Origin of the sequence: Mycobacterium gordonae, assembly GCF_017086405.1 — a bacterium.
In the GTDB taxonomy this organism is placed as follows: Bacteria; Actinomycetota; Actinomycetes; order Mycobacteriales; family Mycobacteriaceae; genus Mycobacterium; species Mycobacterium gordonae_D.
Window position 1 is genome coordinate 5548412 of sequence record NZ_CP070973.1, and the last position, 15880, is coordinate 5564291.

Genomic DNA, 15880 nt, shown 5'->3' on the forward strand with positions numbered 1-15880 from the left:
AACGAAGTGATGAGGAGGAGCGGCTCCCATGAACCGAGCCGGCGACGATGCAGAACGAAGTGATGAGGAGGAGCGGCTCCCATGAACCGAGCCGGCGACGATGCAGAACGAAGTGATGAGGAGGAGCGGCTCCCATGAACCGAGCCGGCGACGATGCAGAACGAAGAGATGAGGAGGAGCGGCTCCAATGAGTGCAGTGCCCGACACCACGCACGTCGACGAGTTGCGTCTGCTCGAAGCCGAGGCGGTGCACATCATCCGAGAGGTGGTCGCGGAACTGGAGCGGCCGGTGCTGCTGTTCTCCGCCGGCAAGGACTCGATCGTTCTCCTTCGCTTGGCGGAGAAGGCTTTTCGACCGCTGGCACTGCCGTTCCCGGTGATGCACGTCGACACCGGACACAATTTCCCCGAGGTGATCGAGTTCCGCGACCGCCGGGTGACCGGCCAGGGGCATAGGCTGATCGTCGCTTCGGTACAGGAGTCGATCGACAAGGGACGGGTGCCGGATCCGGGTCCCAGCGCGTCGCGCAACCGCGCCCAGACGCGCACATTGCTCGACGCACTCGAAGAGGGCGGCTTCGACGCGGCTTTCGGCGGCGCCCGGCGCGACGAGGAACGCGCCCGCGCCAAGGAACGGATTCTGAGTTTCCGCGACGAGTTCGGCCAGTGGGATCCCCGGGCGCAGCGTCCGGAACCGTGGAGCCTGTACAACGGCCGGATCAAGAAGGGTGAACAAGTCCGGGTATTCCCGCTGAGCAACTGGACCGAGATCGACGTCTGGCGCTACATCGAACTGGAAGACCTGGAGATTCCCTCGATCTACTTCGCCCACGAACGCGAGGTGTTCGAGCGGGACGGCATTTTGCTGGCAGTCTCGGCATATGCCGGCCCGCAGGACGGCGAAACCGCCGCGGTGGAGTGGGTGCGCTACCGGACCGTCGGCGACCTCACCATCACCGGGGCGGTGCGGTCGGAGGCCACCGACATCACCCGGGTCATCAGCGAAATCTCGGCGGCGACGGTGTCCGAGCGCGGCGAGACCCGCGCCGACGACCGCACGTCGGCGGCTGCGATGGAAGACCGCAAGCGAGAGGGGTACTTCTGATGACGACGACCGACGAGGCCGCAGCAGTGGCGTCTGGCAAGGGCGTGACGCGCCAGTTGCTGCGCATCGCCACGGCGGGGTCGGTGGACGACGGCAAGAGCACCCTGATCGGTCGGTTGTTGCACGACACCGACAGCCTGCCGCTGGACCACTTGGAAGCGGTCACCGACGAGGAGGGCATCGCCGACCTGGCGGCGCTGTCCGATGGGCTGCGCGCCGAGCGCGAGCAAGGCATCACCATCGACGTCGCCTATCGCTTCTTCTCCACCCAGAACCGCAGCTACATCCTGGCCGACACTCCCGGGCATGAGCGCTACACCCGCAACATGTTCACCGGCGCCTCCAATGCGCACGTGGCAATCCTGCTGGTCGACGCGCGTGCCGGCGTATTGCGCCAGACCCGCAGGCATGCACGGATCGCAAAACTCCTGGGCATCAAGCACTTCGTCGCCGCGGTCAACAAGATCGACCTGATCGACTTCGACCAGGCCGGCTTCGCCAAGGTCGAGGAGGAGCTGGGTCATGTCGCGGCGCGCCTCGGCGAGGTCGACCTGACGGTGATCCCGTTGGCCGCCAAGCTCGGAGACAACGTCGTGCATCGTTCCGACCACACGCCGTGGTATAGCGGACCCACCCTGCTGGAGTATCTGGAGAAGGTGGAACTGGTCGCCCCGCAGGCACAGGCATCCTGGTTGCGGCTGCCCGTGCAGTGGGTGTCGCGCCCCACCGCCGAGGTGCGTCGCCGTTACACGGGGCGGCTCGCGGCCGGCACACTGAGTGTCGGCGATCCGGTGATCTCGCTGCCGGCCGGCACCCGCTCCACGGTGACCGCGCTGGACACCCTTGACGAGGCGCGAACGACAGGCGTTGCGCCGCTTTCTGTTTCGATCGAACTCGCCGACGACATCGACGTCGGGCGCGGCGACGTCTTCATCAGCGGCGCCGACGATGCGGTACCGCCGGTGCTGGCCCGCGAGCTTGACGCGATTGTGTGCTGGTTCGTCGACTCCCCGCTGCGTGCCGGTGACCGGCTCGCCCTCAAGCAGACCACCAAGAGCGTGCGGGCGACCGTGCAGGAGTTGCACTCACGGCTGGACCCTGAGACCCTCGACGAGCTCGACGGACCAGTCGAACTGGTGCTCAACGACATCGGCACCGTGACGCTGCGAACCAGCTCGGTCGTCATCGCCGACCCCTACGACGAGAACCGCGACAGCGGAGCCTTCATCCTGATCGACGAGGCGAGCAACGACACCGTCGGCGCCGGCACCATCGTCGAGGCACGGGAAGTGAAGCCGGGCAGCCACCAGCGCACCGACATCCGCTGGCACCCGTCGGCGTTGGATCGCAAGCACCGCTGGACCGCTACTGGCCAACCGGGCGCCACCCTGTGGTTCACCGGGCTGCCGGCGTCCGGCAAGTCCACGGTCGCGGTGGCCGTGGAACGTGCTCTCGTCGAATCGGGCCGGGTCGCGTACCTGCTGGACGGCGACAACCTGCGCCACGGTCTCTCCGACGACCTCGGCTTCTCACCCGGTGACCGCACCGAAAACATCAGGCGGGTAGGACATTTGACGCGACTACTGGCCGACGCGGGGGTGGTGGCGCTGGCATCGCTGGTATCGCCGCTGAAGTCGGACCGCGAAACCGCCCGGGCGCTCAGCGAGGCCGCCAAACTGCCGTTCCTGGAAATACACGTCGCCACCTCACTGTCCGAATGCGAAAAGCGCGACCCCAAAGGGCTTTACGCGCGAGCCCGCAGCGGCGAACTCAAGGGCCTGACCGGAATTGACGCGCCCTACGAGCCACCGGAGAACCCCGACCTCGTGCTGGACACCACCAACGCCGACATCGACGAACTCGCCGCTCAGGTCATCAGCCTGCTCAACGACGTCAGTCCTCGCCCGCCGCGCTAGCAATTCCGCGAGAACCGCTGGTTGAGCGGTAACGTCGGTGGCAGCGAACCGCGGCCGTCGACGGGAGAAACCATGATGAGGTACGGCATCGTCGGAGCAATGGCTGTCCTGCTGATGGCTGGGGGGCTGATCGGGTCGGCGCCGCCGGCCAACGCCGGCTGCCTGTACGGAGGTCCCTTCATCAGCAAGTGCGACGGGCCCGTTTCGCCCGACGGCACCTGGCAACGCTGCGTGGCGGTCGCCCGCCTCGTTCCGAACGGAGCCAGTTCGTATCTGGTGCCGGACAAGCGCTGCGACCTGATGGGTCCCGGTCAGAACCCGGGGGACTTCGCCTTCACCGATCCCCCGATTCACATCGACGACTGAACCGACCCCGGCCCGACGCGTCGGCTATCCCACGCGTCGGCCATCCCGCGACGCTCCTGCCCGGGCGCGGACGTAGACGTCGGCCAGGAACTGCTCGACGGCCACCGCGGTGTGCGCCGCGCGGACCGAGCCGAAGATGTCGAAAGCGTGCTGGGCCCTGGGTAACTCGGCATAGACCACGGGGTTGCGGCTGACCTCCCGCAGCCGCGCGGTGAAGCTGCGCGCCTGCTCGACCGGAATCAGCGAGTCGTTGGTGCCGTGCAGGACGAAGAACGGCGGCGCGTCCTCGGAGATGTGGGTGATCGGCGAGGCGAGCCGCAAGGGCTCGACAATCTCGTCGCGGCCCAGTTTGAACACCCGCTTGGCCATCATGGCCGGCATCATCGGATGCACCGCGTCGTCCCGGGTGAAATCGTAGAACCCGTAGAACGGAATGGCTGCCTGTACCCGGGTGTCCGCCTCCTCGAAGCCCTTCTGAAACAGCGGCTCGTTAGGGGTCAGCGCGGCAAGGGAAGACAAGTGTCCCCCGGCCGAGCCACCGGTGATCGCAATCCAATCCGGGTCGCCGCCGTACTCCGCGATGTTCTCCTTCGTCCAGGCGATCGCCCGCTTCACGTCGACGATCTGGTCGGGCCAGGTCGAACGCGGGCTGAGCCGGTAATTCACCGACACGCAGATCCAGCCCAGTTCGGCCAGGTGACTCATCAACGGATGCGCCTGCCCCCGTTTGTTGCCGACCATCCAGGCGCCGCCGTGCACCTGCAACAGCACCGGTGCCGGTTCGGCGCGGTCGAGGTCGGGCCGCCGCCAGATGTCGAGATGGTTGCGCGAGCCGAACTCTCCGTAGCTGATGTCGACGTCGTGCGCGTAATCGCGCCAGATGCGCAACATGCGCGCCGGACCGGGCTTCTTGGCGGTGGCACCGTTCGCGGCCGGCCGCTTCCACAGGTCCCCGGCCTCGGTGCGCCGGTTTGGACCCAGCCCCTCCTCCAACGCGGCAGTCAGCACCTCGTCAGCCGCCCGGCCGGTGCGATGCAGCCCGAGTAGCCCCAGCCCGGATATCGTGGCCAGCAACCAGCTGACCAGGCGCGTGCGACGCGGCACCCGGGGAGTCAGCGCGGCGAGCGCGGAAAACTGCGCGGCGAGCGCCGGCACCGGAAGCTCGGTAGCGAAGAGACCGTACCCGAACGCGTGCCCTGCCAGGTAGCCGCGCTTGCTGACCGGGCGATAGCCGTTGACGACGAACAACACCCCAGCTAGAGACACGAGTATCGCTGCTACCCGCTTCATCGACTTCCCCTCCCGTCGACCTCGGCCGTCGTCGGCCGGTTGCGTCCTCAACCAAACTAACCGCCCGCCTCGGGCCCCTCTCAACCAGTTTCCCCCGCCTCGCCGGAACCGCCGGCTTCGTCGGTCTGCTGCGGCTGCTGCAGCACCCGATAGACGGGGTCGACCATCGTGATGGGGCGGTTTCCGTTCTGACGGGCCTTGCCGGTGATCCGCAGAACTTGTCCAGGTTGGATGTCGGCACCGCCGTGTCCGGCACGAAAGGTGACGGTCAGATCGCCGCTCTCGTCTCCGACGACGACCCGCCGCGCCGTGCGCCGACGTTCGCCGATGTCCTCGACCTCGCGAACCCGGCCTTCGATCGTCGTGCGTTGTCCCGGGATCAGTCCGGCCACCGTGATCACCGCTTCCGGTCGCTCAGGGTGTTCGTAAGCCTCGACGTTGCGGTCCTCGCCCTGGGAGACCCAGGCTTCGAGATTGTCGAGTTTCCGCGCGATCCGCTGCTCGAACCGGTCGGGATATGCCTCCTTGACCCGCGATTCCACGTCGTAGGGCACGATCGTGGCCGCGGCATCGGGGATGAGGCTCACCGCGCGGGCGATCTTGTCCGCGGTGCGGTCGTGCAGCAGTCGGCCCAGCAGCGGCGCGTAGGTGCGGCGCGGCAGCAGCACGGTGACGTTGGTGTCCGGATGCTCCTTGCTCGTCTTGGCGACCAGTATCTGCGCGGCGCGGTTGATCCGCCGGTCGGGACAGTCCACGATGCGCAACCGGGTGTCGAGACCGAAATCGTCCCACCGCTTTCGAAGATGCGCGGCGTGCGCGGCGTCCACCATGAAATGCACCGCGATCAGTTCGTCGGCCCGCAATCCTCTGCCGTACCGCAGCGCCTCCATCACCGCGAGGTCGACCGAGTTCACGAAGATGTACACGCGGTGCCGCGCGTACTTCACCAGTTCGGGCCGGTCAGTGCGGAACATCTCGAGAATGGCTGCCTCGGCCCGGTATTCGCGATTCAGCCGGATCAGCATGAACACCAGCAGCGGGAAGACCACGACCACCAGCCAGGCCCCCTCGGTGAACTTGGCCACCGCGAAGATACCGACCACGATCGTCGACAGGATGCCTGCCGACAGGTTGATCGCCAGCCGGTGCCGCCAGCCCGGTTCCCGGTGCGTCAGGTGATGTTTGGTCATCCCGTAGCCAGCCATCGAGAAACCGGTGAACACACCGATCGCATAGAACGGCACCAGTGCGTTGACCGAACCGCCGGTCGTCACCAACAGCACCACAGATAGCGCGGTGAGTGCGATGATGCCGTTGGAGAACACCAGACGGTGCCCGCGTTTCATCAGTTGCCTTGGCAGGAAACGATCTTCGGCCACAAAACTGGCCAGCGCCGGGAACCCGTTGAAGCTGGTGTTGGCCCCGGTGAACAGAATGGCCGCCGTCGACGCCTGCACCAGGATGAAGAAGACGTTGCCGATCGCGCCGTTGCCGAACACCGCCCGACCTATCTGGGACAGCACCGAGGGATATTCGGTCAGGTACGGGGTGGCGTGCGTGGCGTAGGCGAGATAGGCGACGCCGGCCAACAGGAAACCCAGGATGCACGCCATGGCGGTCAGCACCCGACGCGCGTTGCGGCCCTGCGGTTTCTGGAACAGATCCACGGTGTTGGAGATCGCCTCGACCCCCGTCAGCGACGAACCGCCGTTGGCAAAGGCCCGCAGCAACACCAGGATCGTCGCACCCATCACCAGACCGTCGCCCTGATGCACGGGCACCGTCCCGGGCAGGTGGCTGGGATCGTAGACCGGTAAACCCCAGAACAGATGGCGGACAACGCCCACCACGATGGTGCCGGCGACCATGACGATGAAGAAATACGTCGCGGCCGCGAAAGGCGTTCCCGCCTCCCGCATTCCGCGCAGATTCAGGTAGCAGATAAGGATGACCACACCGACCGTGATCTCCAGGCTGAACGGCCCCAGAACGGGGACCGCCGAGACGACCGCGACCGTCCCGGCCGCCGACTGCACGGCAACCGTCACCACATAGTCGATGAGAAGCGCGGCGGCGGCGACCTGCGCGACCCGGGGCCCGAAATTGTCGCGCGCAACGATGTAAGAGCCGCCGGCCCGGGTGTATGCCATCACGACCTGCCGGTAGGACGCCGCCACCAGCAACAGAATCAGCAGGATGACGCCGGTGACGGGCAGCAGCAACGCGAATGCCGCCAGCCCGGCGTTCGGCAGCAGTTCGATCAGGATCTGCTCGGGACCATAGGCGGTCGACGAGATGGCGTCCGGCGACAGCGCGCCCAGCGCCACCCGGTTGGACAACCGCTCACCGGCCAGCTGCTCGGTGATCAGCGGCTTGCCCAGAAACACCCGCTTAAGGACGTCGCCGAGGGTCAGCGGGATCCGCAACCTGCTCACCGACCTGGCCGCCGGACTTGCCAAGACCGCACCCCCTGCCTCGTTCCTCGCCGAGCAGACGCAAAAGCACCCCGAACACGCGGATTTCGGGTGCCTTTGCGTCTGCTCGCGGTAAGAAGGCTAGCTCAGCATTCGGGCGGCGGCGGCGTGGATGCGTTCGTCGGTGGCAGTAAGCGCGACACGGACGTGCCGAGCGCCGGTGGGACCGTAGAACTCACCGGGGGCTACCAGGATGCCGCGCTCGGCCAGCCACTGCACCGTCTCTCGGCAGCCCTGTCCGCGGCTGGCCCACAGATAGAGTCCGGCCTCGGAATGGTCCACCGAGAATTCCGCGGCCCGCAGTGCCGGCAGCAGCACAGCCCGACGCTGCGCATACCGCTCGCGTTGCAGCTTCTCGTGCTCGTCGTCGTCCAGCGCGGCCACCATGGCGGCCTGGACGGGCGTCGGCACGATCATGCCGGCATGCTTGCGCACGGCCAGCAGTTCGGCGACCACATCGGGGTCACCGGCGACGAAACCGGCCCGGTACCCGGCCAGCGACGAGCTCTTCGACAGCGAGTGCACCGCCAACAACCCGGTGTGGTCGCCGTCGCACACCGACGGGTGCAGCACCGAGAGTGGCTCGGCGTCCCAGGCCAGCCCCAGGTAACACTCGTCGGAGGCCACCAGCACGCCACGCTCCCGGGCCCACCCGACAACCTTGCGCAGGTGATCAGGACCCAGCACCCGGCCAGTGGGGTTGCTCGGCGAATTGAGATAGATCAACGCCGGGGACTGCGGGCCGAGCTGCGTCAGCGAATCCGCCCGCACGATCTGCGTCCCGGCCAGCCGCGCACCCACGTCATAGGTGGGGTACGCCAGTTCCGGCACGACGACCACATCGGCGGCCCCCAGCCCCAGCAGACTCGGGAGCCACGCGATCAATTCCTTGGTGCCGATGACGGGAAGCACCGCGGCCTCGGACAGGCCGATGACGCCGAAGCGGCGGGCCAGTGCGGCCACTACCGACTCCCGCAAGCGTGCGGTGCCCGCGGTGGCCGGGTAGCCCGGCGCCGAACTGGCGCCTGCCAGCGCCTGCCGTATCAGTGGCGCGACTGGATCTACCGGGGTGCCGACCGACAAGTCGACGATGCCGTCCGGATGCGTCGCGGCGACAGCTTTCGCCGCTGCCAGAGTGTCCCAGGGAAACTCCGGCAGCGCCGCCGACACCCGGCGTTGCTGCCGCGTGCTCAGTCGTCCTCGCCCTGCGGCGGCAGGTCCTTGACCACTTGGGGGTCGTTCTCGGTCATGCCGACCTTCGCCGCGCCGCCGGGCGAGCCCAACTCGGCGAAGAAGTCGGCATTGATCTGGGTGTACTGACTCCATTGGTCAGGCACATCGTCTTCGTAGTAGATCGCCTCGACGGGACACACCGGTTCACAGGCTCCACAGTCGACGCACTCGTCGGGGTGGATGTAGAGCATCCGGGCGCCCTCGTAGATGCAGTCGACCGGGCACTCTTCGATGCACGCCTTGTCCTTGATATCGACGCAAGGCTGGGAAATCACGTACGTCACGGACGTCTCCTCAACGTGTCCTCCATGAACGGGCTGCAGGTCGCATCACCCCAGGGGCTTCGAGGGTGAGCGTTCGGTTACTGATACTAAACGTCGCAGATACAACTCCGGCAATTGGCACACCCGTCGGCCAGGTAACGGCTATGAACTTGGTTGCATATGACCCGCTGCCCTGTCTAGGGTGCCGAGGTGGCACTGCCTCACGCCATCTTGGTCTCGCTGTGCGAACAAGCCGGTTCAGGTTATGAATTGGCGCGCCGCTTCGACCGCTCGATCGGCTATTTCTGGAGCGCCACGCATCAGCAGATCTACCGGACGCTGCGCGACATGGAGAACAAGGGCTGGGTAGGTGCCGAAACAGTGGCCCAGCACGGCCGGCCCGACAAGCGCGTCTACACCGTCTCCGCCGGCGGACGTCAGGAACTGGCCCGCTGGATCGCCGAACCACTCCGGCCGACCCGGCCCGGGCGGGGTAGTGCGTTGAGCGACAACGGCACCCGCGACATCGCCGTCAAGCTGCGCGGTGCGGTCTACGGCGACATCGCCGCCGTGCGCGCCCAAGTCGCCGCCTTGCGCACGCAGCGCGCCGAGTCCCTGGACACCTACCGTGGACTGCAGCAGCGCTACTTCCCCGACCCGGCCGCATTGCGCGATGCCGCGTTGCACCAGTACCTGGTATTGCGCGGCGGCGTCCGCGCCGAGGAAAGCGTCGTCGAGTGGCTCGACGAGGTGGCCCGGGCACTGCAGGAGAAACCGTGACGCCGTACCCGAACCTGTTGTCTCCGTTAAACCTTGGCTTCACCACCCTGCGAAACCGGGTGACGATGGGTTCGATGCACACCGGGCTGGAAGACCGGGCCGGCCACACCGACCGGCTCGCCGAATACTTCGCCGAACGGGCCCGTGGCGGCGTCGGACTCATCATCACCGGCGGCTACGCACCCAACCGCACCGGATGGCTGCTGCCGTTCGCAGCGCAGCTGCTCTCTTCGGCCGACGCCCGGCGGCACCGGCGGATCACCACGGCGGTGCACGACGAAGGCGCGAAGATCCTGTTACAGATCTTGCACGCCGGGCGCTACGCCTACCACCCACTGTCGGTCAGCGCGTCGTCAATCAAGGCGCCTATCAACCCGTTTCGGCCTCGGGCTCTGAGCGGCCGGGGCGTTGAATCGACCATCGCGGATTTCGTGCGGTGCGCACGGCTGGCCCGGGAGGCCGGCTATGACGGTGTCGAGATCATGGGCAGCGAAGGGTACCTGATCAATCAGTTCCTGGCGCCGCGCACGAACCGGCGCACCGATGCGTGGGGCGGAACGCCGGCAAACCGACGCAGGTTCACGGTGGAAATCGTGCGCCGCACCCGCGCCGCCGTCGGACCCGACTTCATCATCTGCTACCGGATGTCGATGGCCGACTATGTGGAGCAAGGCCAGAGCTGGGACGAAATCGTCTCACTGGCAGTCGAAGTGGAGGCTGCCGGCGCCACCATCATCAACTCCGGGTTCGGCTGGCATGAAGCGCGGATCCCGACGATCGTCACCTCGGTGCCCAACAGTGGCTTCGTCGACATCAGCAGCGCGTTGGCCGAGCGGGTCAGCGTTCCGGTCATGGCGTCCAACCGGATCAACATGCCGCAGGGTGCCGAAAAGATCCTGGCTGAGACTCACGTGCAACTGATCTCGATGGCCCGACCGTTGTTGAGCGATCCAGACTGGGTGCTCAAGGCGCGCTCTGAGCGCGCGGATGAGATCAACACCTGCATAGCCTGCAACCAGGCTTGCCTGGACCACGCCTTTGCCAAGAAAACGGTGTCATGCCTGCTCAATCCGCGGGCCGGACACGAGACGGTGTTGACGTTGTCGCCGACGCGGCGGGCGCGTTCGGTGGCCGTCGTCGGAGCCGGACCGGCCGGACTGGCCACCGCGGTCGGCGCGGCCCAGCGCGGGCACCGCGTCACCCTCTTCGACGCCAACGACTTCATTGGCGGCCAGTTCGACCTCGCCCGGCGCATCCCCGGCAAGGAGGAGTTCAGCGAGACCCTGCGCTACTTCGCGACGACGCTCGACAGACGCGGCGTCGACGTCCGGCTCGGCACCCGAGCCGCCGCCGCCGACCTCACCGGGTACGACGATGTCGTGCTGGCCACCGGCGTCCTGCCGCGCCGGCCCCGCATTCCAGGGATCGACCACCCCAAGGTGCTGACCTATGCCGAGGCAATCACCGGGGTCAGGAGGGTCGGCCGATCCGTCGCGGTGATCGGTGCCGGAGGCATCGGATTCGACGTCAGCGAGCTGCTGGTCACCGATCAGTCGCCGACGCTCGACATCAAGGAATGGAGAGCCGAGTGGGGCGTCCTCGCCCCAGACCTCGATCCCGGTCAGGCACACCCGGCGCGCGGCAGCCTGACGACTCCGCAGCCCCGGCCGCCGGCCCGCGAGGTCTACCTGCTGCAGCGCACCAAGGGCCCGCAGGGAGCACGGCTGGGCAAAACCAGCGGGTGGGTGCACCGGGCGTCGCTGCGCGCCAAGGGCGTCCGCCAGCTCTCCGGAGTGAGCTACGAGCGCATCAGCGACGATGGCCTGCACGTCCGCGTCGGCGACAATCGGCCCCAGCTGCTACCGGTGGACAACGTGGTGCTGTGTGCCGGCCAGGAGTCGGTGCGCGACCTCGACAGCGATCTGCGCCGCCTCGGCGTGGCCGCACACGTCATCGGCGGCGCCGCGTTGGCTGCCGAACTCGACGCCAAGCGCGCCATCCGACAGGGCACCGAACTCGCGGCCCGGCTGTGACCGGAGCCTGGGCGCTGGATTTCGCTCACCGCGAAACCCTGGTTTACAAGCTCCTGACCTGGGCATAGTTACATTCGCACACTGCCGTGCGATAACAATTTGCGTAGTAGCAAGTCCAGGGGGCCTGGTAGCCTTGACCGCAGACGGCAACCGCTGGGCAGATGTCGTCGCCGTTGAAGCTAGCGGTGCAATAGTTGGGGAAGGTGTCCACAATATGAGGTTGTCGTTTATCGGAATGGGTGTCGCCGCTGGCGCCGCCGCCATGTCTTTGGGTTTGGGAGCCGGCGTCGCCTCGGCAGACCCGTACGACGGAGTAGTCAACACCACCTGCAGTTACCCGCAGGTGATCGCCGCGCTGAACGCGACCGACCCTGGCGCCGCCGCGGAGTTCAACTCCTCGCCGCTCGCGCAGAGCTACCTGCAGCGCTTCCTGGCGTCGCCGCCGCCCGCCCGGGCCCAGATGGCCGCGCAGCTGCAGGCCATGCCAGGGGCTTCCAAGTACATCGGCGTTGTCAGTCAAGTCGCCGGCGTCTGCAACAACTACTGAGTTCGACCCGCGAGCGTAACGCCGCGGCGTGATCCTTCGGGGTCAAGCCGGCGTTGCGCTTGCGGCTTTTTGCGCCCATCTCGTCCCTCGGGGCGCCCGCCTCCCGGTGAATCCGTTTCCACATGAGGCGGGTGCACCCATCGAAAAGAAACCTAGGCGACCAGCGTCGCGTAGGTCGTGGTCCGTTGGCGCGCGGGTCGCCCGATTCCCTCCGCGATGGCGGCCAGTTCGGCCGCCGACTTCGCCGAGCCGTGTTCGGAGCCGGCCATCCGCGAAATCGTTTCCTCCATCAGGGTGCCGCCCAGGTCGTTGGCGCCGCCGGTGAGCATCACCTGGGTGCGCTGCACCCCCAGCTTGACCCAGCTGGTCTGAATGTGCGCGATGCGCCCATGGAGCATGATCCTGGCCAGTGCGTGCACCGCGCGGTTGTCGCGGTGGGTGGGCCCCGGCCGCGCGGCACCAGCCAGATACAGCGGCGAGTTCTGGTGCACGAACGGCAACGGCACGAACTCCGTGAACCCGCCGGTGCGGTCCTGAATGCCGCGCAGCACATTAAGGTGCCCCACCCAGTGCTTCGGGCTGTCGACGTGGCCGTACATCATGGTCGACGACGACCGCAGGCCAACCTCGTGGGCCGTGGTCACGATCTCGACCCACAACGAGGTCGGCAACTTGCCCTTGGTAAGCACCCACCGCACCTCGTCGTCGAGAATCTCGGCGGCGGTGCCCGGAATGGTGTCGAGTCCGGCCTCGCGCAGCCCGGTCAACCACTCGCGAATGCTCAACCCGCTCTTGGTCACGCCATTGGCGATCTCCATCGGGGAGAACGCGTGCACGTGCATCGACGGCACCCGAGACTTGACCGCCCGCACCAGATCGGCGTAACCGGTCACCGGCAACTCGGGGTCGATGCCGCCCTGCATGCAGATCTCGGTTGCCCCGGCCGCGTGCGCCTCCCAGGCGCGGTCGGCAACCTCCTGCGCCGACAGCGAGTACGCGTCAGCGTCCCCTTTGCGCTGCGCGAACGCACAGAACCGGCAGCCGGTGTAGCAGATGTTGGTGAAGTTGATGTTGCGGTTCACCACATAGGTCACGTCCTCGCCGACTACCTCGCGGCGAAGCGTATCAGCAAGTGCGGCAACGGCTTCCAACGCCGGTCCGTCGGCTGTAGCCAGTGCGAGATATTCGTCGTCGGTGCAGCCGCCCGGGTCGCGTTCCGCCGAGCGCAGCGCGGCCAGAACATCGGTGTCGATCCGTTCCGGTGCGCGGGACGCCAGTTCGTCCACGCGCGAGCGGATGGATTCCCAGTCCCCGAAAGCGCTGTCGAGATCGCTTCGTGCCTCGCTGTTGCGGCCCTCGGTGTCGATCGCCGCGCCCAGGTCCACCCGACCTGAGGACGTCACCTCGTCGGGTTCCTGCCACGGCTTGCCCACCGGATTGACGTCGCGGGCGAAACCGGTAGCCGGATCGGCTAGCGCCACAACGTGTCCGCGCACCCGGGGATCGATCCATGCCGCGCCGGCCTGCACGTACCGCGGCTGCGCGGTCAGCCGCTGAACCAAGTCGTACCCGGCCTGCGCGGTGACGGCGGCCAGGTCATCCAACGCCGGCCACGGCCGTTCGGGGTTGACGTGATCGGGCGTCAGCGGCGAGACACCACCCCAGTCGTCGACGCCGGCCGCGACCAACGCCAGGCATTCGTCCCGGGACACCAGGTTCGGCGGCGCCTGGATGCGCATGCCAGGTCCGAGCACCAGTCGGGCCACCGCGACCGTCGCTAGGTAGTCCTCGATGCCAGCGTCGGGGACGTCGGCCATCGCGGTGTGCTCCTTGGCCCGGAAGTTCTGCACGATCACTTCCTGGATGTGCCCGAATTCCTTGTGCGACTTGCGAATCGCGTGCAACGTGTCGGCCCGCTCGGCCAGCGTCTCACCGATACCCACCAGCAGGCCGGTGGTGAACGGAATGGACAACCGTCCGGCGTCGGTCAGCGCACGCAACCGCACGGCCGGGTCTTTGTCCGGGCTGCCGTAGTGCGCCAGACCCTTGGTTTCGAACAGCCGCCGCGAGGTGGTCTCCAGCATCATGCCCATCGACGGCGCCACCGGCTTGAGTCGGGACATCTCCGACCAGGTCATGACGCCGGGATTCAGATGCGGCAGCAACCCGGTCTCTTCCAGCACCCGGATCGCCATGGCGCGCACGTAGGCCAGGGTCGAGTCGTAGCCGCGCTCGTCGAGCCATTCCCGGGCCTGGGGCCACCGGTCCTCGGGCCGGTCACCGAGAGTGAACAGCGCTTCCTTGCAACCGAGCTCGGCTCCGCGGCGGGCGACGTCGAGGATCTCGTCGGGCTCCATGTACATGTCCATGCCCCGGGAACGCAGCTTGCCGGGAACGGTGACGAAGGTGCAGTAGTGGCAGTTATCCCGGCAAAGGTGGGTGACCGGGAGGAACACCTTACGCGAGTAGCTGATCGGCAACTGTCCGGTGGCACCGCGACGCCCGGCCGTTTCCAGGCCCGCGTCCCGGACACGCGCCGCACTGGCGCACAGATCGGCAAGATCGTTTCCGCGTGCGCTCATCGCGACGGCGGCCTCGTCAAGGTTCAGGGCGACCCCGTCCCGGGCCCGGCGCAACACCCGGCGCAACGCCGAGCTACTGACTCTGGGTGGCACGACGGGATTGGGCAATACCGTCGGCTCCGGTGGCCCCGGTGTTACTGGCACGTTGGTGTAACTTCCCCACTCTCCGATTTCATCCGCGCGTCCCACCTGGTGGGAACGATCCGCGCCGCGGGAAGCGGGCACCCCGCTCCCACCTCCGCAACAGTAGCGGCAGGCGGCGACCGGCACGCGACTGACAGCATGCATACTGACGACCCATTTCACCAAGTACAGCCACCACCGGCCGCGACCACGATAAAATCGAAGCTTGTCCGCCGGCCGGAGCAAGGCTTGGCAGATTTCGAACCGACTGGCCGAATCTGATATTTAAAGGGGGTGAGCGAGATGGCTTTTCTGCACGCGTCGCCCGAGGCGCTGAAGGCGGCCGCCTCCAGCATCGCCGGCATCGGCTCGGAGATCAGCTCGGCCAACGCGGCGGCGTCGCTGCCCACCACCGGCCTGGTAGCGGCCGCCGCCGATCAGGTTTCCGCCCAGGTCGCAGCGCTGTTCTCGTCTCATGCCCAGGGATACCAGCAGCTCAGCACCCAGGTTGCGGCGTTCCACGAAAAGTTTGTGCAGGCCCTCGGCGCAAGCGCCGCGTCCTACGCCAACACCGAAACCAGCGCGGCACGGACCCTGGACAGTGCGGTCAGCGCGCCGGCGCGGCAACTGCTGGGCCACCCGCTGATCGGTCCGGGCGCCCCGAACCTGGTCGCCGCCGCCGCGAAGCAGGTTCAGAGCGCATTCCAAGGTGCCGGCGCCGGCAACCTGCTGAGTGCGCTGCGACTGGCCCCGACCGGCGGATCGGGCGGCGTGGCCGCCAGTGGCGCCCTGCTGGGGCCATTGGCTGCGCAGGCGGCGACGGCGGCGGTGATCCCCGTCTCTTGGGCGACCGCTATCGAGGGTTTCTACAACGCGGTTGAGCCCTATGTGGCTTACGGATTCAACCTGGCTTCGTACTTCGCGGGCTGGTTGCCGTACGTGGGGATTCTGGCCCCGCAGATCAACTTCTTCTACAACCTCTTCGAACCGATGGTCCAGGCTGCCCTGTTCAACTCGCTGGACTGGTTGAGCGGAACCATCACCTTCAGCCAAGGGCTGTCCAATTTCTGGTCGGCGACGTCGGCGTCGATCAACCAATTCCTCTACACCGAGTGGTACTGGATCCGGAGCTTCTTCCCGCCGCTGCCGCCCTGGCCGCCGCTGTAAC

At 67.1% G+C, this 15880-nt stretch carries 12 protein-coding genes; 7 read left to right on the top strand and 5 right to left on the bottom strand.

Going from position 1 to position 15880, the window contains the following annotated elements; translation table 11 throughout:
* Nucleotides 1-187 precede the first annotated feature (187 nt).
* The 3 genes from cysD to JX552_RS23575 all read left to right on the top strand — a co-directional run bounded on the left by cysD (nucleotide 188) and on the right by JX552_RS23575 (nucleotide 3387).
* Nucleotides 188-1105 (top strand): sulfate adenylyltransferase subunit CysD, encoded by a 918-nt coding sequence (cysD, locus tag JX552_RS23565; RefSeq protein ID WP_205874254.1) that lies wholly within the window; start codon nucleotides 188-190, stop codon nucleotides 1103-1105.
* Entirely contained in the window at nucleotides 1105-3021 is a 1917-nt protein-coding gene (gene cysC / locus JX552_RS23570; protein ID WP_431195888.1) for an adenylyl-sulfate kinase, read from the top strand. Before cysD ends, cysC begins: the two co-directional genes overlap by 1 nt.
* A gap of 75 nt (nucleotides 3022-3096) precedes the next feature.
* Complete coding sequence (locus tag JX552_RS23575) at nucleotides 3097-3387, top strand: CDGP domain-containing protein (RefSeq protein ID WP_205878643.1); 291 nt, start codon at nucleotides 3097-3099, stop codon at nucleotides 3385-3387.
* Between the two features lie 24 nt (nucleotides 3388-3411).
* Here JX552_RS23575 and JX552_RS23580 read toward each other — a convergent pair whose 3' ends face one another.
* From JX552_RS23580 to fdxA, 4 genes are all read right to left on the bottom strand, one after another.
* The gene (locus JX552_RS23580; RefSeq protein ID WP_205874255.1) at nucleotides 3412-4677 is read right to left on the bottom strand and encodes an alpha/beta hydrolase; all 1266 of its coding nucleotides are present in this window, start codon (nucleotides 4675-4677) and stop codon (nucleotides 3412-3414) included.
* 80 nt (nucleotides 4678-4757) lie between these two features.
* Nucleotides 4758-7136: an APC family permease gene (locus tag JX552_RS23585; protein WP_241010693.1), complete on the bottom strand. Its 2379-nt coding sequence runs from the start codon at nucleotides 7134-7136 to the stop codon at nucleotides 4758-4760.
* Between the two features lie 96 nt (nucleotides 7137-7232).
* The gene (dapC, locus tag JX552_RS23590; protein ID WP_205874256.1) at nucleotides 7233-8321 is read right to left on the bottom strand and encodes a succinyldiaminopimelate transaminase; all 1089 of its coding nucleotides are present in this window, start codon (nucleotides 8319-8321) and stop codon (nucleotides 7233-7235) included.
* 20 nt (nucleotides 8322-8341) lie between these two features.
* Nucleotides 8342-8668: a ferredoxin gene (gene fdxA / locus JX552_RS23595; RefSeq protein WP_205874257.1), complete on the bottom strand. Its 327-nt coding sequence runs from the start codon at nucleotides 8666-8668 to the stop codon at nucleotides 8342-8344.
* Nucleotides 8669-8857: 189 nt separating this feature from the next.
* Between fdxA and JX552_RS23600 the strand changes: the two genes are divergently transcribed.
* From JX552_RS23600 to JX552_RS23610, 3 genes are all read left to right on the top strand, one after another.
* Nucleotides 8858-9427 (top strand): PadR family transcriptional regulator, encoded by a 570-nt coding sequence (locus JX552_RS23600; protein WP_205874258.1) that lies wholly within the window; start codon nucleotides 8858-8860, stop codon nucleotides 9425-9427.
* Entirely contained in the window at nucleotides 9424-11460 is a 2037-nt protein-coding gene (locus tag JX552_RS23605; RefSeq protein ID WP_205874259.1) for an NADPH-dependent 2,4-dienoyl-CoA reductase, read from the top strand. The genes JX552_RS23600 and JX552_RS23605 overlap by 4 nt, the downstream gene beginning before the upstream one ends.
* 214 nt (nucleotides 11461-11674) lie before the next feature.
* Complete coding sequence (locus JX552_RS23610; protein ID WP_205874260.1) at nucleotides 11675-12007, top strand: hemophore-related protein; 333 nt, start codon at nucleotides 11675-11677, stop codon at nucleotides 12005-12007.
* Between the two features lie 152 nt (nucleotides 12008-12159).
* Here the strand turns inward: JX552_RS23610 and JX552_RS23615 are convergent, their stop codons facing one another.
* Nucleotides 12160-14733, bottom strand: a complete 2574-nt coding sequence (locus JX552_RS23615; RefSeq protein ID WP_205878645.1) for a bifunctional FO biosynthesis protein CofGH — start codon at nucleotides 14731-14733, stop codon at nucleotides 12160-12162.
* A gap of 282 nt (nucleotides 14734-15015) precedes the next feature.
* On the opposite strand from JX552_RS23615, the gene JX552_RS33480 reads away from it, so the two are divergent.
* Nucleotides 15016-15879 (top strand): PE family protein, encoded by an 864-nt coding sequence (locus JX552_RS33480; protein ID WP_205874261.1) that lies wholly within the window; start codon nucleotides 15016-15018, stop codon nucleotides 15877-15879.
* Nucleotide 15880 lies beyond the last annotated feature (1 nt).

What these genes read in the sequence shown, in the direction of transcription:
- cysD (WP_205874254.1), top strand. Translation starts at nt 188, where the DNA reads ATGAGTGCAGTGCCCGACACCACGCACGTCGACGAGTTGCGTCTGCTC.
- cysC (WP_431195888.1), top strand. Translation starts at nt 1,105, where the DNA reads ATGACGACGACCGACGAGGCCGCAGCAGTGGCGTCTGGCAAGGGCGTG.
- JX552_RS23575 (WP_205878643.1), top strand. Translation starts at nt 3,097, where the DNA reads ATGAGGTACGGCATCGTCGGAGCAATGGCTGTCCTGCTGATGGCTGGG.
- JX552_RS23580 (WP_205874255.1), bottom strand. Translation starts at nt 4,677, where the DNA reads ATGAAGCGGGTAGCAGCGATACTCGTGTCTCTAGCTGGGGTGTTGTTC.
- JX552_RS23610 (WP_205874260.1), top strand. Translation starts at nt 11,675, where the DNA reads ATGAGGTTGTCGTTTATCGGAATGGGTGTCGCCGCTGGCGCCGCCGCC.
- JX552_RS33480 (WP_205874261.1), top strand. Translation starts at nt 15,016, where the DNA reads ATGGCTTTTCTGCACGCGTCGCCCGAGGCGCTGAAGGCGGCCGCCTCC.